The sequence below is a fragment of the Kitasatospora sp. NPDC056800 genome (assembly GCF_042789775.1).
In the GTDB taxonomy this organism is placed as follows: domain Bacteria; phylum Actinomycetota; class Actinomycetes; order Streptomycetales; family Streptomycetaceae; genus Kitasatospora.
Genome location: NZ_JBHUAL010000022.1, coordinates 14,107 through 41,068 on the forward strand (window position 1 = coordinate 14,107; position 26,962 = coordinate 41,068).

21 protein-coding genes and 1 pseudogene are annotated in these 26,962 nt (G+C 75.5%); 21 read left to right on the forward strand and 1 reads right to left on the reverse strand.

Translation table 11 applies throughout. The annotated features are described in order from the left end of the window. Nucleotides 1-32: 32 nt before the first annotated feature. From ACFRQN_RS07720 to ACFRQN_RS07815, 20 genes are all read left to right on the forward strand, one after another. Nucleotides 33-1,724 (forward strand): DUF885 domain-containing protein, encoded by a 1,692-nt coding sequence (locus ACFRQN_RS07720; RefSeq protein ID WP_380739033.1) that lies wholly within the window; start codon nt 33-35, stop codon nt 1,722-1,724. A 184-nt stretch (nt 1,725-1,908) separates the two neighbouring features. Next, entirely contained in the window at nt 1,909-5,169 is a 3,261-nt protein-coding gene (locus tag ACFRQN_RS07725; RefSeq protein WP_380739101.1) for a hypothetical protein, read from the forward strand. Continuing rightward, nucleotides 5,166-5,876 (forward strand): DUF4255 domain-containing protein, encoded by a 711-nt coding sequence (locus ACFRQN_RS07730; RefSeq protein WP_074002704.1) that lies wholly within the window; start codon nt 5,166-5,168, stop codon nt 5,874-5,876. Before ACFRQN_RS07725 ends, ACFRQN_RS07730 begins: the two co-directional genes overlap by 4 nt. After that, entirely contained in the window at nt 5,873-7,987 is a 2,115-nt protein-coding gene (locus tag ACFRQN_RS07735; protein ID WP_380739036.1) for an ATP-binding protein, read from the forward strand. The genes ACFRQN_RS07730 and ACFRQN_RS07735 overlap by 4 nt, the downstream gene beginning before the upstream one ends. A 199-nt stretch (nt 7,988-8,186) precedes the next feature. Further along, entirely contained in the window at nt 8,187-9,719 is a 1,533-nt protein-coding gene (locus ACFRQN_RS07740) for a phage tail sheath family protein (protein WP_380739038.1), read from the forward strand. Between the two features lie 83 nt (nt 9,720-9,802). Next, a complete protein-coding gene (locus ACFRQN_RS07745) occupies nt 9,803-10,243 on the forward strand; it encodes a phage tail protein (protein WP_049660364.1) in 441 nt (146 codons plus the stop codon). Continuing rightward, a complete protein-coding gene (locus ACFRQN_RS07750) occupies nt 10,240-10,725 on the forward strand; it encodes a hypothetical protein (RefSeq protein WP_380739040.1) in 486 nt (161 codons plus the stop codon). The genes ACFRQN_RS07745 and ACFRQN_RS07750 overlap by 4 nt, the downstream gene beginning before the upstream one ends. After that, nucleotides 10,722-10,880 (forward strand): DUF6760 family protein, encoded by a 159-nt coding sequence (locus ACFRQN_RS07755; protein ID WP_380739042.1) that lies wholly within the window; start codon nt 10,722-10,724, stop codon nt 10,878-10,880. Before ACFRQN_RS07750 ends, ACFRQN_RS07755 begins: the two co-directional genes overlap by 4 nt. Before the next feature lie 2,891 nt (nt 10,881-13,771). After that, the gene (locus ACFRQN_RS07760) at nt 13,772-14,377 is read left to right on the forward strand and encodes a hypothetical protein (protein ID WP_380739044.1); all 606 of its coding nucleotides are present in this window, start codon (nt 13,772-13,774) and stop codon (nt 14,375-14,377) included. A gap of 103 nt (nt 14,378-14,480) precedes the next feature. Then, entirely contained in the window at nt 14,481-14,906 is a 426-nt protein-coding gene (locus ACFRQN_RS07765; protein WP_049657629.1) for a phage tail protein, read from the forward strand. A gap of 60 nt (nt 14,907-14,966) precedes the next feature. Beyond that, nucleotides 14,967-15,719 carry a LysM peptidoglycan-binding domain-containing protein gene (locus ACFRQN_RS07770; RefSeq protein ID WP_117485891.1) on the forward strand — a complete coding sequence of 251 codons (753 nt, stop codon included), beginning with the start codon at nt 14,967-14,969 and terminating at the stop codon, nt 15,717-15,719. Beyond that, complete coding sequence (locus ACFRQN_RS07775; RefSeq protein ID WP_380739047.1) at nt 15,716-17,494, forward strand: VgrG-related protein; 1,779 nt, start codon at nt 15,716-15,718, stop codon at nt 17,492-17,494. The genes ACFRQN_RS07770 and ACFRQN_RS07775 overlap by 4 nt, the downstream gene beginning before the upstream one ends. 74 nt (nt 17,495-17,568) lie before the next feature. Continuing rightward, nucleotides 17,569-17,886: a PAAR domain-containing protein gene (locus ACFRQN_RS07780; RefSeq protein WP_049657623.1), complete on the forward strand. Its 318-nt coding sequence runs from the start codon at nt 17,569-17,571 to the stop codon at nt 17,884-17,886. After that, nucleotides 17,883-18,305: a GPW/gp25 family protein gene (locus ACFRQN_RS07785; RefSeq protein ID WP_049657621.1), complete on the forward strand. Its 423-nt coding sequence runs from the start codon at nt 17,883-17,885 to the stop codon at nt 18,303-18,305. Before ACFRQN_RS07780 ends, ACFRQN_RS07785 begins: the two co-directional genes overlap by 4 nt. Beyond that, nucleotides 18,305-20,266, forward strand: a complete 1,962-nt coding sequence (locus tag ACFRQN_RS07790) for a putative baseplate assembly protein (RefSeq protein ID WP_380739050.1) — start codon at nt 18,305-18,307, stop codon at nt 20,264-20,266. The genes ACFRQN_RS07785 and ACFRQN_RS07790 overlap by 1 nt, the downstream gene beginning before the upstream one ends. Then, entirely contained in the window at nt 20,263-20,826 is a 564-nt protein-coding gene (locus tag ACFRQN_RS07795; protein WP_074002696.1) for a phage tail protein, read from the forward strand. Before ACFRQN_RS07790 ends, ACFRQN_RS07795 begins: the two co-directional genes overlap by 4 nt. A 3-nt stretch (nt 20,827-20,829) precedes the next feature. Further along, nucleotides 20,830-22,110 carry an NADase-type glycan-binding domain-containing protein gene (locus ACFRQN_RS07800; RefSeq protein WP_380739053.1) on the forward strand — a complete coding sequence of 427 codons (1,281 nt, stop codon included), beginning with the start codon at nt 20,830-20,832 and terminating at the stop codon, nt 22,108-22,110. 28 nt (nt 22,111-22,138) lie between these two features. Beyond that, nucleotides 22,139-23,167 (forward strand): winged helix-turn-helix domain-containing protein, encoded by a 1,029-nt coding sequence (locus tag ACFRQN_RS07805; protein ID WP_380739055.1) that lies wholly within the window; start codon nt 22,139-22,141, stop codon nt 23,165-23,167. A gap of 128 nt (nt 23,168-23,295) precedes the next feature. Then, nucleotides 23,296-23,664: a peptidase inhibitor family I36 protein gene (locus ACFRQN_RS07810; protein WP_380739057.1), complete on the forward strand. Its 369-nt coding sequence runs from the start codon at nt 23,296-23,298 to the stop codon at nt 23,662-23,664. A 99-nt stretch (nt 23,665-23,763) separates the two neighbouring features. After that, a complete protein-coding gene (locus ACFRQN_RS07815) occupies nt 23,764-25,818 on the forward strand; it encodes a transglycosylase domain-containing protein (RefSeq protein WP_380739059.1) in 2,055 nt (684 codons plus the stop codon). Between the two features lie 59 nt (nt 25,819-25,877). On the opposite strand, the gene ACFRQN_RS07820 is transcribed toward ACFRQN_RS07815, so the two are convergent. After that, nucleotides 25,878-26,369 carry a signal peptide protein gene (locus ACFRQN_RS07820; RefSeq protein ID WP_380739061.1) on the reverse strand — a complete coding sequence of 164 codons (492 nt, stop codon included), beginning with the start codon at nt 26,367-26,369 and terminating at the stop codon, nt 25,878-25,880. 302 nt (nt 26,370-26,671) lie between these two features. On the opposite strand from ACFRQN_RS07820, the pseudogene ACFRQN_RS07825 reads away from it, so the two are divergent. Beyond that, a pseudogene (locus ACFRQN_RS07825) lies at nt 26,672-26,962 on the forward strand (hypothetical protein); the annotation flags it as partial.

Consider the following 26,962-nt stretch of genomic DNA (forward strand, 5'->3'; position numbering starts at 1 on the left):
GGTGTGTTCTGACGGTGCGCCAGGATGGCCGCATGGCAGATGAAAAGATCACCCCGCGCACCATCGCCGACCACCACCTCGACCAGGTGGCCGCACACGACCCGCTGGAGGCCGCCTGGTTGGGCCTGCACCCCGGCGACGAACGGCAGCCGGACCTCTCCCCGGAAGGGTTCGAGGCACTCGCCGACATCGCCCGGCGCACCCTCCGTACGCTCGACACCGCACCCGCCACCGAGGATCCCGCCGACCGGGCCTGCGCCCGGCTGCTGCGGGAGCGCCTCACCGCCGAACTCGCCCTGCACGACGCGGGCGAGAACTTCCGCCAGTTGCGCAACATCGGCGCGCACGTGCACCACGTGCGGGAGATCTTCACCTACATGCCGACCGTCACCGACGAGGACTGGGCGGCCGTGGCCGGACGGCTGCGCAACGTGCCCGCCGCGCTCGACGGCTACCGGGCGACGCTCACCGAGGGGATGGCCCGGGGCCTGTTCGCCGCGCCCCGCCAGGCGGCCGTGGTGATCGACCAGCTCACCGCCTGGACCGGTGAGGCCACCGACCAGCGGGCGGGCACCGGCGCCGGGTGGTTCGCCGACTTCGTCGCCCCCGGCCCCGACCGGCTGCGCGGCGACCTGGACGCGGCCGCCGGCCAGGCCACCGCCGCCGTCGCCGAGTTCCGCAGCTGGCTGCGCGACAGCTACGCCCCCGCCACCGCCGACACCCCGGACGCCGTCGGCCGGGACCGCTACCGGCTCGCCGTACGCCACCACACCGGCGCCGACGTCGACCTGGACGAGGCCTACGCCTGGGCCTGGAGCGAGTTCCACCGGACGGCCGCCGAGATGCGGGCCGAGGCGGGGCGCGTGCTGCCCGGGGCCGGCGCCCTCGACGCCATGGACCACCTGGAGCGGCACGGCCACCGGGTCGCGGGCGAGGAGGGGATCCGCGACTGGCTTCAGCAGATCATGGACGGGGCGATCGAGGCCCTCGACGGCACCCACTTCGACATCTCCGGACCGGTGCGGAAGGTGGAGTCCCGGATCGCCCCCGCCGGGAGCGCCGCGGCACCGTACTACTCCGGCCCCAGCCTGGACTTCAGCCGCCCCGGACGCACCTACCTGCCCACGCTCGGCCGGGACGCGTTCCCGACCTGGCAGCTCGTCAGCATCTGGTACCACGAGGGCGTCCCCGGCCACCACCTTCAGCTCGCCCAGTGGGTCGCCGTCGCCGACCGGCTGAGCCGCTACCAGAGCACGCTGGGCATGGTCAGCGCCAACGTCGAGGGCTGGGCCCTGTACGCCGAGCGCCTCATGGACGACCTGGGCTTCCTCACCGACCCCGCCCACCGCCTCGGGTTCCTCGACGAGCAGATGCTGCGCACCATCCGGGTGATCATCGACATCGGCATGCACCTGGGCCTGCCGATCCCCGCCGACTCGGGCTTCCACCCCGGCGAGCGCTGGACCCCGGAGCTCGCCACGGAGTTCATGGCCACCTACAACGGCAGCCCCGCCGACATGCGCGGCAGCGAGATCGCCCGCTACCTCGGCTGGCCCGGGCAGGCCATCGGCTACAAGCTCGGCGAGCGCGCCTGGCTGGAGGGGCGGGAAGCCGCCCGCCGCCGGCAGGGCGCGGCCTTCGACCTCAAGGCCTGGCACATGAAGGCGCTGTCGCTGGGCTCGCTCGGCCTCGACGACCTGGTCGACCACCTCGCCGCACTGTAGGCCGGTGGCGGATGCCCGCACGGGAAGTCGGCCCGGCCGACTTCCCGTGCACGGCGCCGGCGGTCTGCCCTTTGGGGACAGGAGGTGCTTCCCCCGCCGAGGGTGCCCGGGCTCTGTCCCCGGGCGCCCGGGCCCGGGAGACTGCGGGGGAGACCGCCCCTGCAACCTGTGAGGTCGAGCCGTGATCGGCGCCACCGCCACTCCCCGCTCCGCCCGGCGGCCGGCCCGGGCCGCCCTCGCGGCGCTGCTCGCGCTCGCGACGGCCCTGGTGACCCTGGCCGGCGCCGCCCCCGGCGGGCAGGGCGCCGCCGCGGCCCCGGCGGCCGCGGTCGACCCGGCGGCCGGGCGGATCGTCTTCGCCGGCACCGACCACCGCGGCCTCGGCCGGGTGACCGGCATGACGGACAGCACCCCGCTGTTCGGGCCCGGCCCGATCCACTTCGACCGGGACCCGTCCGCCCGCGGCGGCGAACTCGTCTTCACCAGCCTGCGGGACGGCCCGCTGCCCCAGGTGTACCTGCGCGACGCGGCCGGCGCGGTGCACCGGCTCACCACCGGCATGGACACCGCCCACCCCGCGCTCGCCCCCGACGGCAAGGGCGTCGTCTTCGAGGCCCTGGAGCCCCGCGCCGGGGACGCCGGCCCCCGGCACGTCCTGTGGGCCGTCAACCGGGACGGCAGCGGGCTGCGCCGGATCACCGAGGGCGCGGCCGACGAGACCCACCCGACGGTCTCGCCCGACGGCAAGTGGATCGCGTACTCCTGCGACGGCGAACCGTCGCACCGTCAGATCTACCTGCGGCCGTTCGAGGGCGGCGCGCCCGTCAAGGTCACCAGCGTGACCAGCGGGGACGCCGTGGACCCGGCCTGGAACCCGGTGAACGACGACGCCCACCGCAACGAGATCGTCTACACCCGGGACGAGGGCGCCCAGGGCCGCACCCTGGTCCTCACCTCGCCCACCGGCGGCGAGAAGGCCTTCTTCCCCGGCACCGGCTCCACCTGGAAGACCGGCTCGGCCGGCTGGCTGGCCGACGGCAGCGGGGTGCTCTTCCTCAGCGCCGACCTGCTCGACCCCAACGACCCGACCCCGCAGCCCGACCCGTCCCGGCCGCCGGTGGTGAACCTCTACCGGGCGCTGACCTGCAACTGCGAAGCCCCGAAGGTGCTCTACCGCGCCAACCGGCTGATCGCCATGCCGACCTGGCTGGGCACCCAGACCGAGGGCGGCCCCGTCGTCGAGCAGACCAGCGCCTCCGGCGCCAACGTCGCCGACGTCGAGGACGTCCTCCCCGACGGCTCCGACCCGCGCGACCTCGGCATCAGCGTGCTCCGCGAGGACCCGGCCGCCGCCGACAACACCAGCACCGACCCGGGCGCCGACCCGCTGTTCCACCCCCGCCCCGGCTTCGACCCCTGGTACGAGCGCCAGACCTACACGCCCGACGGCCGCCGGATCGTGGTCACCCGCTACGAGGACGGCCCGGCCGGACGGATCCAGCGGATCTGGACCGCCGACGGCGACGGCGCCGACCCGCAGCCGATGAACCTCGCCGGACGCGGCCCGAACGACCGCGACACCGACCCGTCGATCTCCCCGGACGGCCGGCTGATCGTGTTCAGCCGCAGCACCCCGGCCACCGGCCAGGACCCGGCCCGGCCCGGGCGGGTGCTGGTCGCCGAGGTCGCCACCGGGAAGATCGTCGGCACCGTCCAGCCGCCGGCCGGCCAGCAGGGCGCCTCCGACGGCCAGCCGTTCTGGTCCCCCGACGGCAAGCTGATCGCCTTCTCCCGGACGGCGGTGGTCAACGGGAACGCCGGCAACCTGCACGTCTGGACCGTCACCGCCGACGACCTCACCCGGCAGACCGACCTCAGCCGGACGGCCTGCCCGGGCAACTGCGACGTCATCGACGACAGCCCCGCCTTCGCCCCCGACGGCCGCCGCATCGCCTTCAACCGCAAGGCCGGTGACGGCGGGAACAACCAGCAGGACGGCGTCGTCGTCACCTCGCCGACCGGCGAGGGCTGCACGGTGGTCGTGCCCACCGGGCTCGGCCAGGGCGCCTGCACCCGGCCGCTGCCCGACCGCCCCACCACCGGGCCCTTCCAGCCCCGCGACGTCGCCTGGACGGCGAACAGCGCGCAGCTGGTCCTGACCTCCCGCCGCGCCGCGCCGCCGAACTCACCGGAGGGGCTCAAGGTCTACGACTTCGCCAGCGCGAAGCTCACCGAACTCGACTGGCGGCTGCCGGGCCGCCAGAAGGAGCCGGCCGTCCAGCAGTCCGTCGACCTGGCGGTCAGCGTGCCCGAGCGGACCCCGGCCGTCCCCGTCGACGGCAGCACCGAGGTGACCGTCACCGTCACCAACAAGGGCCCCGCGCCCTCGCCCGGCACCGCCCTCACCGTCTCGGTGCCGACCGGTGCCCGGCTCGACAAGCTGACCACCCCGACCGGGACGTGCGACGCGGCCGCCCTGCGCTGCGAACTCGGCACCCTGACCCCGCGCCAGGTGGTCCGGATCAAGGCCACCCTGGTCGGCACCCGACCCGGCGTCCCAGACTTCGGCTGGACCGTCACCGGGACGGTCGTCGACCCGTACCCCGACGACGACTCCGCCCGGACCTTCCTGCCGGTGCTGGAACCGTCGACCCCCTCGCCGAGCCCGAGCCCGACCCCCTCGCCGACCGCGACGCCCACCCCGACCCCGACGCCCACACCCACCCCGACCCCGCCCCCGACCGTGACGCCCAGCCCCGCACCGCCGCCGCCCCCGGCGCCCGCCCCGGCACCGCCGCCGCAGGCCGGTCCGGAGATCACGGTCGGCGCCCAGCCCAACCCCGGCTACGTCGGCGGCCGCGTGACCGTCAGCTACACCGTGCGCAACACCGGCCAGGCCCGCGCCACCGGACTGCGCCTGACCCTCGGCCTGCCCGCCGGCGTGCCCACCGGGGCCCTGCCCCCCGGCTGCCGCAACGGCACCTGCACGGTGAGCGACCTGGCCCCGGGCCGCAGCGCGGTCGTCCGGGTGGTGCTCTCACCCGTCGCGGCGCTCGACACCACCATCACCGCCGAGCTCACCACCACCGGCACCGACGCCACCCCCGGACCGCACCGGGCGAGCACCCCGCTGCGCATCCTCCAGCCCCGCATCGTCGCGGTGCCGCCGATCGGCAAGCCCGGCTTCGTCACCTCGGTGCGCGGCGTGGACTTCCCGCCCGGCGCACCCGTCCGGTTCACCTGGCAGCCCGGCATCACCGCCGCGGCCGCCCCCACCCGACCGAAGGGCGACGGGACCTTCGCCGGCCAGCTGCTCATCCTCCCCAAGGACGAGACCGGGCCGCGCACCATCACCGCCGAAGGCCCCGGATTCTCCCCGGTGACCTGCCCCTTCCTCGTCGTCGAGGGCAGCATCGGCCCGCCCGGAGAGGTGGAGCGCCGGTGATCCACGAGGTCGACGAGGCGCTGCGGCAGCTGCTCGCCGAGACCGGGCTGCCCGAACGAGGCATCGAAGTCGTCTTCGACGCCCCCACCCGGGACTTCGCCGCCCGGCGCAACGCCCCCACCGTCAGCGTCTTCCTGTACGGGCTCCGCGAGGACACCGGCCGCCGACAGGCCGGCACCGTCGCGGAGCACGACGCGGACGGCCTGGTGACCGGCCACCGTCCCGCGCCCCGCTGGTTCGAACTGGCCTACCTGGTCACCGCCTGGACCAACCGGCCGCAGGACGAACACCGGCTGCTCGCCGAGGTGCTGCAGTGCCTGACCGCCACCGATACGCTGCCCGCCCGGCTGCTCACCGGCACGCTCGCCGAACTCGGACTGACCGTCGGACTGGACATCGCGGGGCGCGACACCGGCCTGCCGTCGGTGTCCGACGTCTGGTCCTCGCTCGGCGGGGAGCTGCGGCCCTCCGTCGACCTGCGGGTGCTCGCCCCGCTGCCCGGCGGACGCACCCCGGCCGGACCGCCCGTCACCGAGGGGCTGGTGCTGCGCGCCGGCGACACCACCCCGGCGGGCCCGCCGCCCGCCGACGGCCCGGGCCGCCGGCTGCGCTACCAGGACGCCACCGACCCCGGTCCTGACGGTTTCGCCGCGCCCCGGGACCGCGGGCTGCCGCCCGGCCGCCGGCCGAGGGGCAGGGCGCGATGAGCGTGGACCTGGACGAGGGGCAGGACGCTGTGAGTGTCGACCTGGACGAGGCGGTCGACGGTGCGCCGCCCGGCCACGACCCCCTCTGGGAGCGGCTGCACCGGGTCGAGCAGCGGGTCCGCGCCGCGGTGCGCGAACGTCGCGCCGACGACCCCGACCCGGACGACCCGTACCGCGGCCAGTACCTCGGCCCGGACGCGGTGGAGCGCATCCTGGCGGCCTCCGCCACCGTGCACCGCGCCGCCGCGCACCCCGGCGACGGGCCCGCGCCGCCGCCCGGCTCCCGGCTCGGGCGGCTCACCGCCGCCTTCGGCCTGCTCCCGGTGGACCTCGACCTGCTGCTGGTGGCGCTCGCCCCCGACCTCGACTCCCGCTTCGAGCAGCTCTACGGCTACCTCAACGACGACCTGACCCGCCGCCGGGCGACCATCGGCCTGGCCCTCGACCTGTGCGGACTGCCCGGGGCCGGCGCCGGCCGCTTCCGGTTCTCCGCCCGGTCCCCGCTGGTCGCCGGCGGCCTGCTGGAGATCACCGAGCCGGACCGCCCGCTGCTCTCCCGCACCCTGCGCGTCCCGGACCGGGTGACGGCCCACCTGCTCGGCGACGACGAGCCGGACGGCGCGCTCGCCGGGCTCGCCCACCGCGCCGGTCCCGGTCCCCGCCTCCAACGGCCGGACGAGCGGCTGCGCGCGCTGGCCGCCGACGGCGGACTGGTGCACCTGCTGGACCGGGGCGGGCACGCCGGCCCGCTCGCGGTGGCCGCCCTCGCGGCCGACGGCCCGCCGCCCCTGGTGGTCGACGCCGCCGCGCTCGCCGCCCGCCGGCCGGAGGGCACCGTCCGGGTGCTCGCCCGCGAGGCGCGGCTGGGCGGGGGCGGCGTGGTGCTCGGACCGCTGGACCGGCTCGAACCCGAACGGCCCGAGCGGGCCACGCTGTTGCGCGAGCTGTGCGCGGAACTCGACGGCGTCCCGCTGGTCGTGCACGGCCCCCAGGTCTGGGACCCGGCCTGGGCGGCGCGGAGCCCCGTGGTGGTCACCGTCCCGCCGCCGGAGGAGCACGACCGCGCCGGGCAGTGGGCCCACGCGCTGGGCGGGCAGCCGGGCGGCGAGCTGAGCGAGGACCTGGCCGAGGCCGTCGCCGCGTACCGGCTGGACCAGGAGCAGGTGGCGCGAGCGGCCTCGGTGGCGGCCCGGACGGCGGCCGCCGAACATCGCCCGGTGCGGGCCGAGGACCTGCGGACGGCGGTGCGGGCGCAGAACGGCGCGGGCCTGGCCCGGCTCGCCCGCCGGATCGAACCCGCGGTCGGCTGGTCCGACCTGGTGCTGCCCGCCCCCACCGCGGGCCGGCTGCGCGAACTCGTGCTGCGGGCCCGGCACCGCGACCAGGTGCTCGGGAGCTGGCGGATGCGCCCGGGCGGCGGCCGGGGCAACGGGGTGGTCGCCCTGTTCGCCGGGGAGTCCGGCACCGGCAAGACGATGTCCGCCGAGGTGGTCGCCGCCGAACTCGGCATGGAGCTGTACGTGGTGGACCTCGCCACCGTGGTGGACAAGTACATCGGCGAGACCGAGAAGAACCTGGAACGCATCTTCACCGAGGCCGCGCAGGTCAACGGCGTCCTGCTGTTCGACGAGGCCGACGCGCTGTTCGGCAAGCGCTCCGAGGTCAAGGACGCCCGCGACCGCCACGCCAACGTCGAGACGGCCTACCTGCTCCAGCGGATGGAGTCCTTCGACGGGATCGCGGTGCTGACGTCCAACCTGCGGGCCAACCTCGACGAGGCGTTCACCCGCCGACTGGACGTCATCGCGGAGTTCCCGCTCCCGGACGAGGCGCAGCGGCGCCGGCTCTGGGACCGCTGCCTGGGACCGCTGGTGCCCCGCGGCGACGACCTCGACCTGGACTACTGCGCCCGGAACTTCGAGCTCACCGGCGGCTCCATCCGGGCCTGCGCCGTCTCCGCGGCCTACCTGGCCGCCGGGACGGGTGCCCCGCTGGGCATGGCGCAGTTGGTCTCCGCGGTGGTCGGCGAGTACCGCAAGCTCGGCCGGCTGGTGCTGGCGAGCGAGTTCGGGCCGTGGCTGGGCGTCCTCGGCGACGCCGGGCACGGCTGAGCACCTCCCGCGCGGCCGGGCGGCACGGCCGAGCGCTCCCGGGGCGGCGGAGGCCGGTGGGTACGTACGGCGGTGTCCGCCGGGGGCAGCGGCATTGCCCCCGGTCCGGCACCTGGGGACATGTCCCCGGGTGCCGCCCGGGCAGCAGACTCGGGGGCGAATGACCGGCGAAAATGCAGGGCCAGCCGAAGGAGCGCGTATGCCGTCGTACCTCACCCCGGGCGTGTACGTGGAGGAGGTCCAGTCCGGTGCCCGGCCGATCGAGGGCGTCGGCACGGCCGTCGCCGCGTTCGTCGGCTTCGCCGAGACCGGCCCCTTCCACGAGCCCACACTGGTGACCAACTGGGACCAGTACGTCCAGCGGTTCGGCGGTTTCACCGAGGGCACCTACCTGGCCCACTCGGTGTACGGCTTCTTCGCCAACGGCGGCGGCTCCGCCTACGTCGTGCGGGTCGGCGACCCGGCCCGGCGGACGCCCGGCGCCGCCCCCGCCGTCACCGCGGCCCCGCCCGTCGAGATCGCCGGCTTCCTCTTCTCCGCCCTGCCCGGCGCGGGCGGCGAGGTGTCCGTCGAGGTCGTCGACGCGGAGGGCGAGAACGTCCCCGACGACCGGTTCCGGCTGCTGGTGCGCCGGGGCGCCGAGGTCGTCGAGACGTACGACGTCTCGACCCGCAAGAGCACCAAGGGCTACGTCGTCACCCAGCTGCGCGAGTCGAAGCTGGTCGCCGTCGCCGAACAGCCCGGCACCGCGCCGAGCCGCCCCGAGCGCCGCGGCCACGCCCTGGCCGCCGCGCCCGCGCCCGCCGCGGCCCCGACCGGCCGGCTCGACCCCGCCGAGTACGTCGGCGACGCCGCCGCCCGGACCGGCTTCGGCGGCCTGGAGGCGATCGACGAGATCACCATGGTCGCGGTCCCCGACCTGATGAGCGCCTACCAGCGCGGCGACCTCGACGACGAGGGCCTGCGCACCGTCCAGCTGGCGGTGATGTCGCACTGCGAGCAGATGGGCGACCGGATCGCCGTCCTGGACCCGCCGCCCGGCCTCAACGCCCAGCGGATGCGCACCTGGCGCAACGACGAGGCGGGCTTCGACTCCCGCTACGCCGCGCTCTACTACCCGTGGATCAAGGTGTTCGACCCGGCGAGCGGCCGCAACGTGCTGGTCCCGCCGAGCGGGCACGTCGCCGGGGTGTGGGCGCGCAGCGACGCCGAGCGCGGCGTGCACAAGGCGCCCGCCAACGAGGTCATCCGCGGCGCGGTGGACCTGGAGCTGCGCCTCAGCAAGGGCGAGCAGGACCTGCTGAACCCGATCGGCGTCAACTGCGTCCGGGCGTTCCCCGGGCGCGGCATCCGGATCTGGGGCGCGCGCACCCTCTCCTCCGACCCGGCGTGGCGCTACCTGAACGTCCGCCGGCTGTTCAACTACCTGGAGGAGTCCATCCTCCTGGGGACCCAGTGGGTGGTCTTCGAGCCCAACGACGACCGGCTGTGGTCCAGCATCCGCCGGAACATCACCGCGTTCCTCACCGAGGAGTGGCGGCGCGGGGCCCTGTTCGGCCAGACCGCGGCCGAGGCCTTCTACGTCAAGTGCGACCGCGACAACAACCCGCCGGAGTCCATCGACCTCGGCCAGGTGATCTGCGAGATCGGCGTCTCCCCGGTGAAGCCCGCGGAGTTCGTGGTGTTCCGGCTGTCCCAGTTCTCCGACAGCACGAGCCTCGTCAACGAATGACCGGCCGGCTCGGTCGGCACCACCCCTCCGTGCCGCTCCTCGGCACCCTCGGCACCCCTCGCATCGGAAGGTGACACAGACCCATGGCTGAAGGCGATCCGCTCTCCACACACATATTCGGCGTCCAACTCGGCGGCTACAACGTCGAGTCCGTCAAGGAGATCAGCAACCTGACGGTCGAACAGGACGTCGTCGAGTACAAGCAGGTGACCCAAGAGGGCAAACTGATCGTCCGCAAGCAGCCCGGCGCCCGGCTCCCCGGCGAGGTGACCATCACCCGCGGCCTGGACAAGAGCGGCGCGTTCACGGACTGGATCAAGGAGACCCTCAACAACGGGGCGATCAACACCGCGCGGCAGAACCTCACCATCGAGGTCAAGGACACCACCGGTGCCACCCTGCGGCGCATCCAGCTCCTCAACGCCTGGGCCAGCCGCTGGGAGGGCCCGACCCTCAGCGCCGGCGAGTCCAGCGCCGCCACCGAGACCGTGACCATCGTGTTCGAGGAGATCTCGGTCGAGTGAGGCGCAAGATCGGCCTGGAGGAGCTGCTGGAACGGGCTCCGGCCCCCCAGAACACCGCGCCGCAGCAGCAGGCCCCGGCGGCAGCGGCGGCGGCGCAGCCCCGGGGGCGGGCGCCGCACACCGAGTTCGAGTTCGAGCTGCCGATCGGGTACGTGGACGACGACGGCACCGTGCACCGGCACGGCGCCATGCGACTGGCCACCGCCCGTGACGAGCTGATGCCGCAGATCGACCTGCGGGTCAAGGAGAACCCGGCCTACCTCAGTGTGGTGCTGCTCAGCCACGTGATCACCCGGCTCGGCGACCTCACCGACGTGCACGCCGGGATCGTCGAGCGGATGTACGCCACCGACGTGGCCTTCCTCCAGGACCTCTACCAGCGGATCAACAGCGAAGGCCACACGCGCGCCGCGGTGACCTGCCCGCACTGCGACGGCGCCTTCGAGGTCGACCTCGCCGGTGGGCGCCTGGGGGAATCGTGACGTACGCGCCTGCTCGGCTGTACGAGGAGATCGCGTACATCGCCTACCACTTCCACTGGCAGCGGGAGGACATCCTCGAACTGACCCACCGCGAACGCGGGCAGTGGGTCAGGGAGATCGCCCGGCTCAACACCCGCATCAGCGAAGGCGGGTGAGCCGGGTGGGGCTTCGGGACTGGATCGGTCGGCGTCGGGGCGGCGGCGACGCCGCTGTCGGCGACGGCGGTGCTGACGGCGCGCCCGGTGGTACGGGCGAGGTCGTTCAGCGACGCCGGGCGGCCGGGGACGGGGGCTGGCGCGCGGTCGCGCCGCTGGTCCCGACCCTGGCCGGGCCGGGCCACGGCGTCAGCGACGGCCTGAGGTTCCGATCCCGGCTCAGCGCGTGGCAGGACCCCTCGCTCTGCGGGCCGCTCGGCCACGCGGTCCTCCCGACCGCGCCGGCCGGCATCCTGCGGGCGGTGGCGGGGCCGGGCTCTCCGGCGCCCGTCCGCACGGGCGGGGACGAGCTCGTCGTGCCGGTCCTCCCGAGGGGGTCCGGGGCGGAAGAGCCCGTGGAGAGCGGGGAGTCGGCGGCGGCCCGGCAGGCCCGGCCGGTCCAGCGGTCCGTCCGGCTGCGGCGGCTTCCGGTGCGCTCGGGGCCGCGTCCGGCACGTACGGGCAAGGCCGACGGCGGTGCGCCGGGGCCTGCGGCGACGGCGGCCGGGGCGGCGGAGCACGGTGAGCCGAAGTCCGGTGGGGTGCGGGGGAGTTCACCTCGTCCTGCGGTGTCGGCGAATGATGCCGGGACGCCCGGTGGGTCGGCTCCTGCCGGGGTGACGCCCGCTGCGGGCGCCGCCTCCTCGCGTCCCTACGGGGCCGAGCGTCCGGTCCGTCCGCGTTCCGTCAGCGCACCGTTGACCGTCGCGCGGCGCCCCCGGGCCCTGCCCGTGCGCCCGGTGACGGCCCTCCCGGGGGCGGTCGGCAGGCGGGACACCGCCGCCGAGCCGCCGAGCCGGGCCACGGAGGCGCCGCCGCCACTCGCGGAGGCGACGGCCGCACCCGCCGACGGCTCGCGGCCGTCCGCGAACCCCGAGGCTGTCGTACGGACGTCGCCGGGTACGGGAGCCGCCGCTGCGCCCGAACGGGGCGCGGGGGTGGTCCAGCGCGCCGCCGTGTCGGGTGGTGGCGCGGCCGCCCGTCCGGTCCTCGGCGCGCCCCTGACCGCGCTGCCCGCCAGTGCCTCGCCCCTGGCCACCGGCGGCCCCCGGGCCGTTGACGCCCCTTCGGGTGCGCCGGCCATGCCCGTTGTCTCCGCCGCCGACCTGGGGCCCACCGGTTCCGAGGCGGGCGGGACCGATGGCGCCCGACCGTCCGGGGGCGGGGGCCGTGACGCCGCCACCACCCCTGCCCGCCGTGCCCGTACGGCCTCCGGGTCGGGGAACTCGGCACCGGTGGGGCCCGACCGTGGGTCCGCCGGGAGCGCATCCGTCCAGCGCGTGCCGTCCGGGACCGGCACGCCCGCACCCTCGTCGTCGCCGACCCCGGGTCGTGCCGCGTCGGATCGGCCCGGTTCGGCCTCCGCCCGTAGCGGCCGGACGGTCGAGGGTGCGCCGGTCCAGCGCGCTACGTCCTCGCCGACTCCCGAACGTGCCGCGCCTGCCCAGTCCGGTTCGGCCCCCGCCCGCAGGAGCGAGGCCGTCGAGGGCGCGTCCGTCCAGCGTGCGACGTCCTCGCCCGCGCCGTCAGCACCGGCTCCCGGTCGTGCCGTGTCGACTCAGCCTGACCCGACCTCCACCCGTCGGGGCGGGACCGTCGAGGGCACCACGTCCGCGCCCGCGCCGTCGGCGTCGACCCAATTCGACCCGGCCCCTGCCCGTAGGGGTGGGACCGTCGAGGGCGCGTCCGTCCAGCGTGCGACGTCCTCGCCCGCGCCGTCAGCGCCGACCCAGCCCGACCCGACCCCTGCCCGGACGCGCGGGGGCCTGGGTGCGCCGCTCGACGCGCTGCCGCCGACGGCGGCCGTGGCGGGGGGCGCCGCTCCCTTGCTCGGCGGGCGCCGACCGGTCCAGCGGATCACGCCTCCGGTGGCAGGTCGGGCCGTCCCTGCCGTCACCTCGACGGTGGCCGGCGAGGGGCTGCCCGTGCAGCGCGCCGTCAGGCAGCTCGGCGACAGCCCGGCGGAGCCCAACTCCCCGTCCCGGAGCGGTGACGGCGGACGATCGGCGGGTTCGACCAGTCCGGCCGCTGGCGCCCACGGTGCGTACCCGCGGGGGGAGCACAGCCATCGCGGACCGGCCGCCGGACGCCCGGTGGCCTCCGAGGCCCCGCAGGGGACGACGGGTACCTCCTCCGCCGCCTCGCCGTCCGGCGGCGGCCCGGAGCGGCGGCCGGGTACCCCCGCGCAGCCGGTCGTCCCCGGCGCCCGGCCCCGCCCTGCGGGCGCCGCGCCCGCCGGTGGCAGCGGCCAGGCGGTTCCCGTGACGGTTCCCGCACGTCCGGCTGCGGGCGGTCTGGGCGTGCAGCGCGCCGTCCGACTCATCGGCCAGCGGCGCGGGTTTCTCGGCGACCGTCGGATGACGGTCGCCCTCGCCACTCCGCCGGCGCCGCCCGCGACCGGCACCTCCGCGCCCACCGGCGCGGGCACGGCGCCCGCCAAGCCCGTGGTCCCGGCCGTCTGGCCCAACGCGCTCGCCTCCCGTACGGACGGCGAAGCGCCGGCCGCGCCGGCCACGGGTGCTCCGCAGCACGCGCGTTCGCAGGTGCGGCGCCCGTCGGGCACCGGGGACGGCAGCGGCACCGCCGCCAGGACGTCGGCCGCACAGGCGGGACCAGCGCGGTTCAGCACCCCGGCGGCGGCCGTCTCCGATGCGGGGGCGTCGCGCGGGGTCATGGCTGCCGTGCAACGCGCGTTCTCCCGGCGGTCGTCGGACCGGGCGGCGGAGCACCCGTCAGCGCAGCCAGGCACCGGCCCGACCGCAGCCGGACCCGCGAACCCGTCGTACGCCTTGCCCGACCGGCCCCGTGAGGTGGTCCCGAACCCGAGCGCCCCGGCGTTGCAGCGTTCCGCCATGCCGACGTCGGCAGGCCGCCCGAGCCCCGGCGCCCCCGGTACGGCGTCCACGACGGCGGCGGCCGCCGCCCCACGCCCGCCGGTCGTCCGGCTCAGGCCCGTGACGGCCGCGCCGGTCCAGCGCCTCCCGGCGACGTCCCGCCCCCCGCAGCCGTCCCCGGCGCAGCAGCCCGCCGTCCCGGCCGCCACCGGGCCCTCCGGCGCACCCGCGCTCGTCGTGTCACGGGCCCTGCCCGCCGGGCACGCCACCACCGCCACCAGGGCCGCCAACGCCGCGCCCGCCCCGCCCGCCCCACCTTCGCCCGCCACGGCGCGGCTGTTGCAGCGGGTGGCCGAGCAGAACGGCCTGACCGGGGTGCCGCTGACCGCCGTACCGGCGCGTACGCCCACCACGGTGCAGCGCGCAGCGCCGTCCCCGGCCGCCTCGACCGCCGCGACCACCCCGGGGAGCGCCCCCGGCGGACCGCCCGCCGCGTCGTCCGCCGACCCCGCCGACCTCGACGAACTGGCCCGGCGGCTGGTCGAACCGGTCGGCCGGCTGCTGCGCACCGAGTTGCGCAGGGGCCGGGAGCGCGGCGGCAAGCCGTACGACCTGCGCCGCTGAGCGCGGAGCCGGAAACGCAGACCAGAACGACGCACACCAGCCGGACGGCCGCCAGCGGGCCGCGGCGACGTGACCGGAAGCAAGGGAGCAGGGAGCCGAACCGATGACCGACACCATCTTCGCGACCAGTGTGTTCTTCAGCCTGACCATCGGCGGCAACGACCTGGGTGAGTTCACCACCTGCTCGGGACTCGGCGCCCAGGTCGAGATCGAGCAGTACGCGGAGGGCGGCAACAACGGCTTCGCCTGGCAGCTGCCGGGCCGCATCACCTGGACGAACATCACGCTGACCCGGGCGGTCACCGCCGATACGACGAAGATCGCCCGCTGGCTGTCCGAGATCGTCCGCAAGGTCGAGCCGAAGGACGGCGAGATCGTGGCGCTGCGGCCGGACCTGAGCCGGATCGTCGGCTGGCAGGTGCTCGGGATCGTCCCGGTGCGCTGGGAGGGCCCGTCCTTCGACCCGGCCAACTCCCAGGCCGCGATGGAGACCCTGGAGATCGCCCACGCGGGCCTGCGCCCCTTCTGACCCCACCGCCCGCCTACCCGACCCCCGCCCGACGGCCCGACCCACGGAAGGAGCACCAGGATGTCCCCAGCGGTCCCCGCGAGCGTCACCCGGGCCCAACTGACCATCATGGAGCCACCGTCCACGGTCGGCGCCCAGCCCGGCGGCACGCTCGCGCAGCTCCGGCTCCAGTTCAACCCGGCGACCCTGGTGCTGCGCAAGACCACCGAGTGGCGGCGCACCCCGTCCCGGATGGCGGGCGAGTCCGCGCTGCCCGAGTTCGTCGGCAGCGGTCCGCGCTCGCTCTCCCTCGACGTGTTCCTGGACTCCACCGCGACCCACGACAACTCGGTGGAGCGGGCGGTGGAGCAGCTGATGACGGCCTGTGTGCCCACCCCGGCCAGCCTGGCGCGCAAGACGCCGGCCAGCCCGTGGATCCGGCTGGACTGGGGCACCCTGAAGACCACGTCGTTCAACGGGGTGCTGACCGGCCTCTCGGTCACCTACTCGCTCTTCGACGTGGACGGGAAGCCGCTGCGGGCGGTCTGCTCGCTCACCATCGACGAGGCCAGCGTCGACCCGGCCGGCCAGAACCCGACCTCGGGCTCGCCGGAGGCCCGCAGCACCCACCGGGTGATCGCCGGCGACAGCCTGCCGCTGCTCGCCTGGCGCGCCTACGGGGACGCCACCGCCTGGCGCACCATCGCGGAGGCCAACGACATCGACGATCCGCTGGCGTTGATCCCGGGCGCCGAGCTGATCGTGCCGGGGATCGAGGAGCTCACCCAGAGCGGACGGACCCCGAGCGGCTCCGCGCAGGGGGTACGGCCATGACCACGCCCGAGGCCCGCGGCGGCCGCTCCTTCGCCGCCGACCCCGTCGTCGAGGCGCCCGGCCCGCTGCCGCCGATCTGGGCGACCCAGCTGGTCTCCTGCGACATCGAGGAGAGCGTCGGCCTGCCCGACACCGCCGTGCTGTCCTTCCGGGACGCCGACCACACCTTCCTCTCCGCCACCGGCATCACCATCGGCACCCCGCTGAAGGTGTCCGTGGTGACCGTCCAGGGGAACACCCGGGCGCGGCTGTTCACCGGTGAGGTGACGGCGCTGGAGCTGGAGGTGGACACCACGGGCTCGTACACCGTGGTGCGGGCCTCGGCCGTCACCCACCGGCTGATGCGCGGGCGCCGGGTGAAGGCCTTCCGGAACATGACGACCGCCGACATCGTCCGCGAGGTCGCCTCCGGAGCGGGCCTGACCTGCGGGCGGGTCGACGCCTTCCCGGTCGTCCACCAGCAGCTCTCCCAGGCCAATGTCCCGGACTGGGAGTTCCTCCAGTTCCTGGCGCAGGAGAGCGGCGCCCAGGTGCGGGTGGACGACGACGGGAAGCTGGAGTTCGTCAAGCCCGACCCCGCCTCCGGCGCGCCGGCCCCCTCCACCCCCGCGCCGCAGAACCCGCTGGTGCTGGAGTACGGGCGCAACCTGCTGGAGCTGCGCGGTGTGCTGACCGGCGCCGGAGGGGCGGACACCGTCGAGGCGCGCGGCTGGAACGTCACCACCAAGAGCGCCCTGGTCGCCACCGAGCCCGCGGTGACGTCGCAGACCGTGCAGCCGGGGATGAGCCCCTCGGTGGTGACCTCCGCCTTCCCCGGCCGGGCCCGGCTGACCGTCGCCGACACCCCGTACCGCACCCAGGCGGAGACCGCCTCGGTGGCCCGGTCGCTGGCCGCCTCGGTGGCGGCCGGCTTCGGCGAGCTGGAGGTCGTCGCCGAGGGCAACCCGCGGCTGCGGGCGGGCACCGCGGTCGCCCTGGGCAACGTCGGCGCCGCCTTCTCCGGCCGCTACACCGCCACCGGGGTGCGCCACCTGCTCGAACCGTTCCGCGGCTACCGCACCACCGTGGTGGTCAGCGCGGCCCCCGACCGCTCGCTGGCCGGGCTGACCAGCGGCGGCAACGCGCCGCCGCGCGGGCCGCGGATACCCGGCCTGGCCGTCGCCGTGGTCACCGACGTCCGGGAGCCGGGCGGCGGTCAGCGCGGCTGGGTGAAGCTCAAGTTCCCCTGGTTGGACGACACCTACGTCTCCGACTGGGTGCGCACCGTGCAGTGGGGCGGTGCCGGGGGCGGCGGGGTGGTCAGCCCCGAGGTCAACGACGAGGTGCTGGTCGGCTTCGAGCAGGGCGACCTGGACAGCCCGTACGTGCTGGGCGGGCTCTACAACGGCGTGGACCGGCCCTCCCCGCACGACGTGCCGCTGGTCGACACGGGCTCCGGCAAGGTCAACCGCCGTTCCGTGGTGTCCCGTTCGGGCCACCGGATGGAGCTGCTGGACGTACCGGGCGGCAAGTCCGGCGTCCGGCTGGCGAGCGGCGACGGCAAGTTGGAGGTCAAGCTGGACCAGCAGCGCGGCGAGATCGTGGTGACCGTCCACGGCCTCGGCGGCGCGGCCGGCAGCACCGTGCGGCTCTCCCCCTCCGGCATCACCCTGGACGCGGGCACCGGCACGGTGGACGTGCGCGGCGGATCGGTCACCGTCCGCGGCACGACGGCGGTCACCGTGGAAGGCGGCGCCGAGGCGGTGCTCAAGGGGGCCATCGTCCGGATCAACTGACGTATCGTCACAGAGAATTGGCAGTAGACGAGTGCCCCACGACCAGCGGGCACCATCCGAAACGGAGACCGCACATGCCCCCCGCAGCCCGGACCGGCGACCTGACCGATCACGGCGGCGCCCTCACCACCCCGCCGCCGGGCGCCCTCAAGGTGGCGACCGTGCTGATCGGCGGCCGCCCCGCCGCCGTCGTCGGCACCGTCCACGCCTGCGTCGTCCCCCCGCACCTGGCCCTGGGCCCCGGCGACGTGGTGCTGCCCTCCCCGGGCGCGCTCGCCGGGGGAGTGGTGCTGATCGGCGGCCTGCCCGCGGCCCGCGTGGGAGACAAGACCACCTGCGGCGCCACCGTCACCGTCGGAGCGTTCAACGTGCTGATCGGCGGCGCCGTATGACGGGCAGCTTCATCGGCCGCGGCTGGGCCTTCCCGCTGCGCGTCAACGCCACCGGCGGCATCGCCCTGGTGGAGCGCGACCGCGAACTCGCGGAGGCGATCCGGCTGATCCTCGGCACCGCCCCCGGCGAACGGCCGATGCGCCCCGAGTTCGGCTGCGGCATCCACGAGTACGTCTTCGCCACCGGCGACAGCACCACCGCCGGGCGGATCGCCCGCGAGGTGCGCATCGCCCTGGAGCGCTGGGAACCGAGGATCGAGGTGGACGACGTGGTGATCGCCTTCGACAGCGTCGAGGAGGGCACCCTCTACATCGACGTCCACTACACCGTGCGGGCCACCAACGACCGCCGCAACCTGGTCTTCCCCTTCTACACCATCCCGGAACACCCGAACTCGGCCGAGGGGTCTGCGAACTGATGGCCCTGCCCTCCCCGAACCTGGACGACCGCCGCTTCCAGCAGCTCGTCGACGAGGCCAAGCGGTACGTCCAGCAGCGCGCCCCCGAGTGGACCGACCACAACGTCTCCGACCCGGGCGTCACCCTGATCGAGACCTTCGCCTACCTGGTGGACCAGCTGCTCTACCGGCTGAACCGGGTGCCGGAGAAGAACTACGCCGCCTTCCTCGACCTGCTCGGCATCCGGCTCTTCCCGCCGGCCGCGGCCCGGGCCGAGGTCGACTTCTGGCTCTCCGCCCCGCAGACCGAGACCGTCCTGCTGCGGGCCGGCACCGAGGTCTCCACGCTGCGCACCGAGACCGACGAGGCGGTGGTCCTCTCCACCGCCGAGGACCTGCCGATCGTCCCCAGCTCGCTGGAGCGGCTGCTCACCGTCTCCGCCTCCGGCGAGCAGTCCGACGGCACGGCCCGGCTGGCCGACGGCGCGGACGTCCGGTGCTTCCAGCAGCGCCCGGTGGCCGGGGACGCCATGCTCTTCGCCCTGCCGGCCGTGGTGCCGCGCTGCATCCTGGTCGTCCGGCTGGACAGCCGGGTCGAGGGCGTCGGCGTCGACCCGCGCCAACCGCCGCTGGCCTGGGAGGTCTGGGACGGCGCGCGCTGGATCGCCTGCGAGACCGGCAGCGACACCACCGGCGGCCTCAACCGGCCCGGCGAGGTGGTCGTCTTCGTGCCCGCCGGGCACACCGCCTCGGTGGTCGCCGGACGGCGGGCCGGCTGGCTGCGCTGCCAGGTCACCGAGCCGCAGCCGGGCCAGCCGTTCTACTCCGAGTCGCCCACGATCCGCCGGGCCGAGGTGTTCACCGTCGGCGGCACCGCCACCGCCGTCCACGCGCAGACCGTCACCGACGCGCCGCTCGGCGCCTCGGAGGGCGTCGCGGGCCAGCGCTTCCGGCTCGCCCGGCCCCCGGTGCTGCTCGACGGCGAGCCCCCGGTGGTCGAGGTCGCGGCCGGCGAGGGCTGGGAACGGTGGACGGTCGTCGAGCACTTCGGCGAGTCCTCGCCCACCGACCGGCACGTGGTGCTGGACGCCACCACCGGCGAGTTCCTCTTCCCGCCCGCGGTCCGCGAACCGGACGGCAGCCTGCGTGCCTTCGGCGCCGTCCCGCCCAAGGGCGCCCACCTGCGCGTCCCGCGCTACCGCACCGGCGGCGGGATCGCGGGCAACGTCGCCCGCGGCACCATCACGGTGCTGCGCAGCTCCGTCCCGTACATCGCCCGGGTCGACAACCGGGAGGCGGCCCGCGGCGGGGTCGACGGCGAGACCGTCGAGAACGCCAAGGCCCGCGCCCCGCACCAGCTGCGCCTGCAGGAACGTGCCGTCACCGCCGGGGACTTCGAGCTGATCGCCCGGCAGGCCGCGCCGTCCGCCGCCCGGATCAGCTGCGTGCCCGCCACCGGCGGGGAGGCGGGCGCGGTGCGGGTGCTGGTCGTCCCCGACGCCGTCGCGGACGAGGGCGACCGGCTGCGCTTCGAGCAGCTGATCCCCGACGACCAGGTGCTGGCCGCCGTCGCGACCGCCCTCGACGAGCGGCGGCTGATCGGCACCCGGCTGGTCGTCCAGCCGCCCGCCTACCAGGGCGTGACGGTGGTCGCCCGGCTCACCACCCGCGCCGCCGACCCCGACCGGGTCCGCGAGGAGGTGCTCGCCGCGCTGTACCGGTACCTCAACCCGCTGCGCGGCGGCGCCGACGGTACGGGCTGGCCGTTCGGCCGGGCGGTGCAGTACGGGGAGGTGTTCGCGGTGCTCCAGCGGGTGGCCGCCGTCGCGGGCGTCGACGAGCTGCGGCTGTTCCCGGCCGACCCGATCACCGGACGCCGGGGCGCGCCGACCGAGCGGGTCGAGGTCCCGCCGGACGCCCTGGTCTTCTCCCACCAGCACCAGGTCGTGGTCACCGCGCAGGCCGAGGACGGGCGGTCATGACCAGAGCCGCCGTCCCCGGGCTGCCCAGCCCGCACCCGATCGGCGAACTGCTGCCCGCGATGTTCGCCGAGGACGACTTCGCCCAGCGGTTCACGTCCGGCCTGGACACCGTCCTCGCCCCGGTCTTCGCCACCCTGGACAACCTGCCCGCCTACTTCCAACCTGGCCTCGCGCCCGCCGACTTCCTCGACTGGCTGGCCTCCTGGGTCGCGGTCGAGGTCGACCCGGCCTGGCCGGTGGAGGTGCGCCGCGCCGTGGTCGGGCGCGCGGTGGAACTGCACCGCTGGCGCGGCACCCGGCGCGGCCTCACCGAACGGCTGCGGCTGGTGCTCGGCGTCGGCGCCGAGATCGTGGACGGCGGCGGCGCCTCCTGGTCCGCCGACCCGGACGCCCCGCTGCCGCCCGCGCCGAGCGGCGAGCTGCTGGTCCGGGTCTGGCCGCTGCGCGGAGCGGAACCGGACGAGGACCAGGTGCGGTCCGTCGTCAGGGCCGGCTGTCCGGTCCATCTGACCTGCCGGGTGGAGATCCTGCCCGGCCCACCCGGGCGAGCGGAGGACTGACGAATGCCGGTGTGCCCCGAATGCGGAACGGCCAACGGGGAGGGGGACGACTTCTGCGGCAACTGCGGTGCCTACCTCGGCTGGTCGCGCACCGACGGCGCCGCGTCGGCCGCGCCCGCGCCCGCGCAGGCCGAGCCGGTGCCTGCTCCCGCGCCGAAGCCGACGCCTGCGCCCAAGCCGACGCCCGAGCCGACGCCCGCCTCCGCGCCTGCTCCTACGCCCACGCCCACCCCCGCTCCCGCCGAACCCGTACGGCGAAGCGCCTCGCGCCGGACGGCGCGCGCCGAACCGGAAGCCAAGGACGGCGAGGCGAAGGACCGGGTCGAAGCATCGCGACCGCCTGCCCCGGCCCCGGCCGCCGAACCCCCGGCCGCCGCCGAACCCCCGGCCGCCGCCGACCCCCCGCGCCCCGCCACCGCCCCCGTACGCCCGGCCCCCGCGCGGACCCCGGCCCCCGACCCCGCAGCGCAGGTCCCCGGTGCGCAGGCCCCCGCAGCCCCGGCCGACCCGGTGGCCGTCCAGCCCGCCAAGCCGGTCGCGCCCCGCCCCGTCAGCCGGGCGACCGAGGCCGTCGAGACCCAGGACGGCCCGCCCTGCCCCAGCTGCGGCACGCCCAACCTGCCCGGGCGGAAGTTCTGCCGCCGCTGCGCCGCACCCCTGACTCCCACCGAAGCCGTCGCCGAACTGCCCTGGTGGCGCACCCGCTGGCCGTTCCGGCGCCGGGTGCGGATCGGCGGCTCGGGCAACGCGCTGCGCCGCACCATCGCCCTGCTCGCGCTCGTCGCGGTGGTGGTGGCCGGGGTCCTGCTCTTCCCGGCCGGTCAGCGGGTCTTCCAGGACGTCCTGGACAAGGTCCGCGGCACCGCGCCGATCGCCCCCGCCGCCACCTCGGCGAGCGCCGCCGTCGAGGGCCACCCGGCCACCCTGGCCGACGACGGCCTCAGCAACACCTACTGGGGCGCGCCCGCGATCGGGGACTCCGTCACCTTCTCCTTCCGCGGCCCGTTCCGGCTGGTGGACCTGATCGTCCACACCGGGGCCTCCCCGGATCCCCAGCAGTTCCAGCAGCAGGCCCGCCCCGTCGTCCTCACCCTGGAGGTCACCGGGAAGGACGGCGAGGTCCACACCCAGCAGGTCCCGCTCAACGACCAGCCGGGCCCGCAGACTGTCCAGACCGGGATCAGCGACGTCACCCAGGTGAAGCTCACCGTCCGGGAGGCCGCCGGGACCGGCCCCGGCCGCGCCATCGCGCTCGCGGAGGTGGAGTTCTTCAAACGCACCTGACCCCGTCGCCCGCCACCGGAGGGAACCCATGGTCTACCGGATCCACTTCACCTCCCAGGACCTGGCCAGGACCCGGCCGGCGGGTCCGATGCCGTTCGCCGAACTCCTGGCCGCGGCGCGGGCCCTACAGGACCGGAGCCGTGCGGCGCGGCTGGACCCGTGGCGGCGGAGCGTCCTGGGGCGGCTGCCCGAGCGGGCCCGGATGGCGCTCTCCCTGGCACCGGCGGACGGCTGGGGGCCGACCTTCCTGATGCCCGCGGTGGCAGGCCGGCCGGAGGAGCTGCTGGAGCGGGTGCGGGCGACCCCGGGCCGGCTCGTCGCGGCGGAGCTGGCCGCGATCGCCGAGCACCAGCCCGTCCCCGGGTGGGCCCGCCGCCTGGCCGAGGACGGCGCGCTGCGCGAGGAACTCGCCCAGAGCCTCGGCCTCCTCTACGAGCACCTGGTCGGCCGCTACTGGTCGAGGATCACCGACTGCTACGCCGCGGACCGGGCGGTGCGGATGCGCCAGTTCCTCGGCGGGGGCGTCGAGCTGCTGCTCGCCGGCGCCAGCCCCCGGTGGATGCGCTGGAGGCCGCCGGTGCTGGAGGTCCGCAGCAGGGTCGACCACGACCTGCGGCTCCAGGGGCAGGGCGTCCTGCTGGCCCCCTCGGTGTTCGCCAAGCGGGCCATGGTCAGCGACGACTCGCACGGCCTGCCCCAGCCCGCGGTCACCTTCCCGATCGACGACGGCCGCCCCGCGGGCTGGCCGGACCTGCTCGGCCCGGACCCGGCCCCGGCGGGGTCGGGGCCCACCGTGACCGCCCTGCTCGGGCGCACCCGGGCCGCCGTGCTGCGGGTGGTCGCCGACCACCCGGGCTGCTCGACGAAGGAGCTCGCCGCCCTCGCCGGGATCACCCCCTCCAGCGCCAGCGAGCACGCCACCGTGCTGCGCGAGGCCAGGCTGATCGGCACCTCCCGGTACCGCAACACCGCGCTGCACAGCCCGACCGCCCTCGGCCTCGGACTGCTCGGCGACGCGCCCGACGTGCCCGATGTGCCCGGTTCGTACGGGAGTTGAGCGGTGCGTCCGTGATTCGGGTCAGGCCGAAACACGTCGAGCGGCGGTGCCCCGGACTCCGAGACTGAGGTGCGGGCGCCGGACCCGGCGGCCCGCACCACGACGTCACTGCTCCCAGGAGGTCCCCCATGCGCTTCGTCCACAAGGCCGGCATCGTCCTCGCGGCCGGATTCGCCGCCGCCACCACGCTCCTCGCCCCCGTGGCGAACGCCCAGCCGGCCATCTCGGCGGCCCCGTCCGACTGCCCCAAGGGCTACATCTGCGGCTACAAGTACAGCAACTACCAGGGGCTCGCGTTCCGCTTCAGCGACTGCGGCATCCTCCAGGAGATCCCCGACGGCCTGAACAGCGGCGGGTCCTGGTACAACAACCAGTCCACCGGCACCAAGGCGAAGATGTACGGCAAGTCCAAGAACCTCGTCTACACCACGCCCGGCGCTCCCTACGGCGACCCCAACGCAGACTGGGGCCCGGTCTGGTACGTCAAGGCCTGCTGACCCCGCCGCACGGGCCTGCCGCCGGGTGCGCCGTCCGCGCCCGGCGGCGGGCCGGGCTTCCAAGGAGTTCCTCATCTGCGCCGCGTACGGTCACGCGTCATGGCGGAACTGCGGGTGGTGGCGGGCATACGGAAGCTGGGACACGGGACGCGGCTGGTCGCGGTCAGCGTGGTCGCCGGGGTGGTGGCGGCGGGGATGGTGCTGCCCGCGGTGGCGGCGGTCGGGCTCGGCGCGCAGTCGGCGGCGGACGACTTCCAGAGCCTGCCCGACGACTTCAAGACCCCTCCGCTGTCCCAGGCCACGACGATCCTCGACGCCCAGGGCGGCACGATCGCCACCGTGTACGACCGGGACCGCACGGTCGTCCCGGCGGACCGGATCTCCCCGCTGGTGAAGACCGCGCTGGTGGACACCGAGGACAACCGCTTCTACGAGCACGGCGCGATCGACCTCAAGGGCGTGCTGCGCGCCCTGGACAAGAACGCCTCCTCGGGCACCACCGCCCAGGGCGCCTCCACCCTCACCCAGCAGTACGTGAAGAACGTCTTCGTCGAGGAGGCGGGCGACGACCCGCAGAAGGTCGCCGAGGCGCAGCGGCAGACCGTCGGCCGCAAGATCCAGGAGCTGAAGTACGCGATCAAGGTCGAGGAGACCCTGAGCAAGGACCAGATCCTCACCAACTACCTGAACATCACCTTCTTCGGCGAGCAGGCCTACGGCATCGAGGCGGCCTCCCAGCGCTACTTCGGCGTGCACGCCGCGGACCTCACCCTGCCGCAGGCCGCGCTGCTGGCGGGCCTGGTGCAGTCGCCGACCGGCTACGACCCGACGGTCAACCCGACGGCGGCGAAGGAGCGGCGCGACACCGTGCTGCGCAAGATGGCCGGGTACGGGCACATCACCCAGGAGGAGGCCCGGCAGGCGATCGCCGCCCCGCTCGGGCTGAACGTCCAGGCGCCGCAGCAGGGGTGCATCCTGGCCAAGCAGGGCGAGGGCTTCTTCTGCGACTACGTGCGCGAGACGGTGCTCACCGACCCGGCCTTCGGCGCGTCGGCCGCCGAGCGGCAGGCGGTCTGGAAGCGCGGCGGCCTGCAGATCCGCACCACGCTCGACCCGAAGGCCCAGGCGGCGCTCCAGGCCTCGGTCACCGGCCACGTCGACGCGGGCGACCAGGCGGCGACCGCGATGAGCATCGTCCAGCCGGGCACCGGGAAGATCCTGGCGATGGGCCAGAGCCGCCCGTACGGCGTCGACGGCAAGCAGCACCAGACCCAGATCAACTACAACGCCGGCAAGGCCATGGGCGGCGGGCTCGGCTTCCCGACCGGCTCGACCTTCAAGCCGGTCGTCGCGGCGGCGGCCCTGGAGAGCGGCATCCCGGCCGACCAGGCCTACACCACGGACTACAGCATCCCGTGGCCGGCCATGACGGACTGCTCGGGCGGGAGGTTCCCGTCCTCCGGGCAGGTGCACAACGACAGCCAGAGCCTCACCGGCCGGTTCGACATGAAGTCGGCCATGGCGCAGTCCGTCAACACCTACTTCGCGAAGCTGGAGGCCGACACCGGCCTGTGTAACGTCGCGCGGATGACGAACAAGCTGGGCATCACCCAGCAGGCGGGCGGCGAGAAGCTCCAGGTGGTCCCGTCGATGACGCTCGGCAGCAACGACCTGACCCCGCTGACGATGGCGGCCGTCTACGCGGCCTTCGCCGCCCACGGCACCTACTGCGCGCCGACCGCCATCGCCTCGGTGACCGGCCCGGACGGCAAGCCGCTCGCGGTGCCGCAGGCGAACTGCTCGGCGGTGATGTCGGCCGGCACCGCCGACACGGTCAGCGCGATGCTCAAGGGCGTGGTCGAGGACGGCACCGGGCAGACGGCCGGCCTCACCGGCCGGGACAGCGCGGGCAAGACCGGCACCACCAACGACAGCCGCCAGGTGTGGTTCGTCGGCTACACCCCGGAGATGGCGGGCGCGACCGTGGTCAGCGACACCGACAACCCCAAGCCGCTGGACGGCCAGCGGATCGGCGGCCAGGTGGTCGGCCAGGCCTTCGGCGGCACCCTGGCCGGCCCGATCTGGCGCGACGCGATGGACGGCGCGCTGGCGGGCACTCCGGCCGGCACCTTCACCCCGGTGCAGCTGCCCTGAGCCGCAGGTGACCCAGGGCAGCCGGTGTCCCGTGGCACCGGCTCGGGGCGGCCGGTGACTCAGCGGTAGAGCGCCACCCGGGGCTCGACCGTGCCCTGGAGCGGCGCCTTCCCGACCACGGTGACCCGGTAGTGCGCGGTGAGGGTCTGGTGGCCGTGCAGGACGGTCTTGGCCGGGACGAGCCGGGTGTACAGCGTGCCGGTCTGGCTGCCGAGCGGAATGGCGCGCCAGTGGCCGTCGGGGGAGAGCACCTCGATCCGGATGCCCGCCGGGTTGAGGAAGGGCCCGTTGTCCGGCGACTCGACGAGGATCTGCGGGGCCACCGTCCGGTCGGCCGAGGAGTCGTTGCGGTACGTGACGGTGATCGGCCGGGTCGCGTGGTCGCGCGGCAGCGCGGTCTCGGGGAGCTCCACGAAGGACACCGGCGGGGCGGCGGTCGCGGCCCGGGCACCGGTCGCGGCCTGGGCCGGGGCGACGAGCGCGGCGGTCGGCAGGGCGGCGAGGGCCGCGGCCAGGGCCAGGCTCCGACGGGGGATCTTCAGGGTGCGCATGGCGCCTCCTTCGGCCGGCCGCCGGGTCACCGGTGGCGCCGCGTGGTTCGGGCAGGTCCGTACGGGACCACCCTGCCCCCTCACTCGGAAAGCCGCACGCGGTGGAGCGGTGCCGGGCCCGGGCGGGGCGTCGCGGGCGGTGCTCCGACTGGGCCGAACGTGCGGGCGCCGGAGCCACCACGCCGCCGCACCACCCCTGCCGTGACCGGGCCCCGTACCTTGGGCGCAACCTCCGCCGGGCGGCTGCGCGCCGGGCGGGGCGCCCGAACAGCGGGGGACGTCGCGAGAACGGGAGGGACGGCTTGCGGGCGCGTTCCGTCGAGGAGCCGGGGCCGCGGCTGCCGGTGCTGATCAGGTACGGCCACTGGTCCTGGCTGGTGCCGCTGGCGGTGCTGGCGGCGGTGGTGGGCGTGGACGCGGCCACCCCCGTCACGTTCGCGTCCGTCAGCTGGCTGGCGATGGTCCCGGTGGTGGGCGCCGGGGGGTGCGGGGCGGCGGCCCCCACCCAGGTGGCCCCCCGCGCCCGCGGCGCCGACCCCGCCCCCGGGGCTTATAAACAACAGAACCAGCCCGCCACACGTAGAGTTTTTTTA

What these genes read in the sequence shown, in the direction of transcription:
- ACFRQN_RS07765 (WP_049657629.1), top strand. Translation starts at nt 14,481, where the DNA reads ATGACCGACACCATCTTCGCGACCAGTGTGTTCTTCAGCCTGACCATC.
- ACFRQN_RS07795 (WP_074002696.1), top strand. Translation starts at nt 20,263, where the DNA reads ATGACCAGAGCCGCCGTCCCCGGGCTGCCCAGCCCGCACCCGATCGGC.
- ACFRQN_RS07745 (WP_049660364.1), top strand. Translation starts at nt 9,803, where the DNA reads ATGGCTGAAGGCGATCCGCTCTCCACACACATATTCGGCGTCCAACTC.
- ACFRQN_RS07775 (WP_380739047.1), top strand. Translation starts at nt 15,716, where the DNA reads ATGACCACGCCCGAGGCCCGCGGCGGCCGCTCCTTCGCCGCCGACCCC.
- ACFRQN_RS07815 (WP_380739059.1), top strand. Translation starts at nt 23,764, where the DNA reads ATGGCGGAACTGCGGGTGGTGGCGGGCATACGGAAGCTGGGACACGGG.
- ACFRQN_RS07735 (WP_380739036.1), top strand. Translation starts at nt 5,873, where the DNA reads ATGAGCGTGGACCTGGACGAGGGGCAGGACGCTGTGAGTGTCGACCTG.
- ACFRQN_RS07810 (WP_380739057.1), top strand. Translation starts at nt 23,296, where the DNA reads ATGCGCTTCGTCCACAAGGCCGGCATCGTCCTCGCGGCCGGATTCGCC.
- ACFRQN_RS07780 (WP_049657623.1), top strand. Translation starts at nt 17,569, where the DNA reads ATGCCCCCCGCAGCCCGGACCGGCGACCTGACCGATCACGGCGGCGCC.
- ACFRQN_RS07770 (WP_117485891.1), top strand. Translation starts at nt 14,967, where the DNA reads ATGTCCCCAGCGGTCCCCGCGAGCGTCACCCGGGCCCAACTGACCATC.
- ACFRQN_RS07805 (WP_380739055.1), top strand. Translation starts at nt 22,139, where the DNA reads ATGGTCTACCGGATCCACTTCACCTCCCAGGACCTGGCCAGGACCCGG.
- ACFRQN_RS07785 (WP_049657621.1), top strand. Translation starts at nt 17,883, where the DNA reads ATGACGGGCAGCTTCATCGGCCGCGGCTGGGCCTTCCCGCTGCGCGTC.
- ACFRQN_RS07760 (WP_380739044.1), top strand. Translation starts at nt 13,772, where the DNA reads ATGCCGACGTCGGCAGGCCGCCCGAGCCCCGGCGCCCCCGGTACGGCG.
- ACFRQN_RS07820 (WP_380739061.1), bottom strand. Translation starts at nt 26,369, where the DNA reads ATGCGCACCCTGAAGATCCCCCGTCGGAGCCTGGCCCTGGCCGCGGCC.
- ACFRQN_RS07800 (WP_380739053.1), top strand. Translation starts at nt 20,830, where the DNA reads ATGCCGGTGTGCCCCGAATGCGGAACGGCCAACGGGGAGGGGGACGAC.
- ACFRQN_RS07790 (WP_380739050.1), top strand. Translation starts at nt 18,305, where the DNA reads ATGGCCCTGCCCTCCCCGAACCTGGACGACCGCCGCTTCCAGCAGCTC.
- ACFRQN_RS07740 (WP_380739038.1), top strand. Translation starts at nt 8,187, where the DNA reads ATGCCGTCGTACCTCACCCCGGGCGTGTACGTGGAGGAGGTCCAGTCC.
- ACFRQN_RS07720 (WP_380739033.1), top strand. Translation starts at nt 33, where the DNA reads ATGGCAGATGAAAAGATCACCCCGCGCACCATCGCCGACCACCACCTC.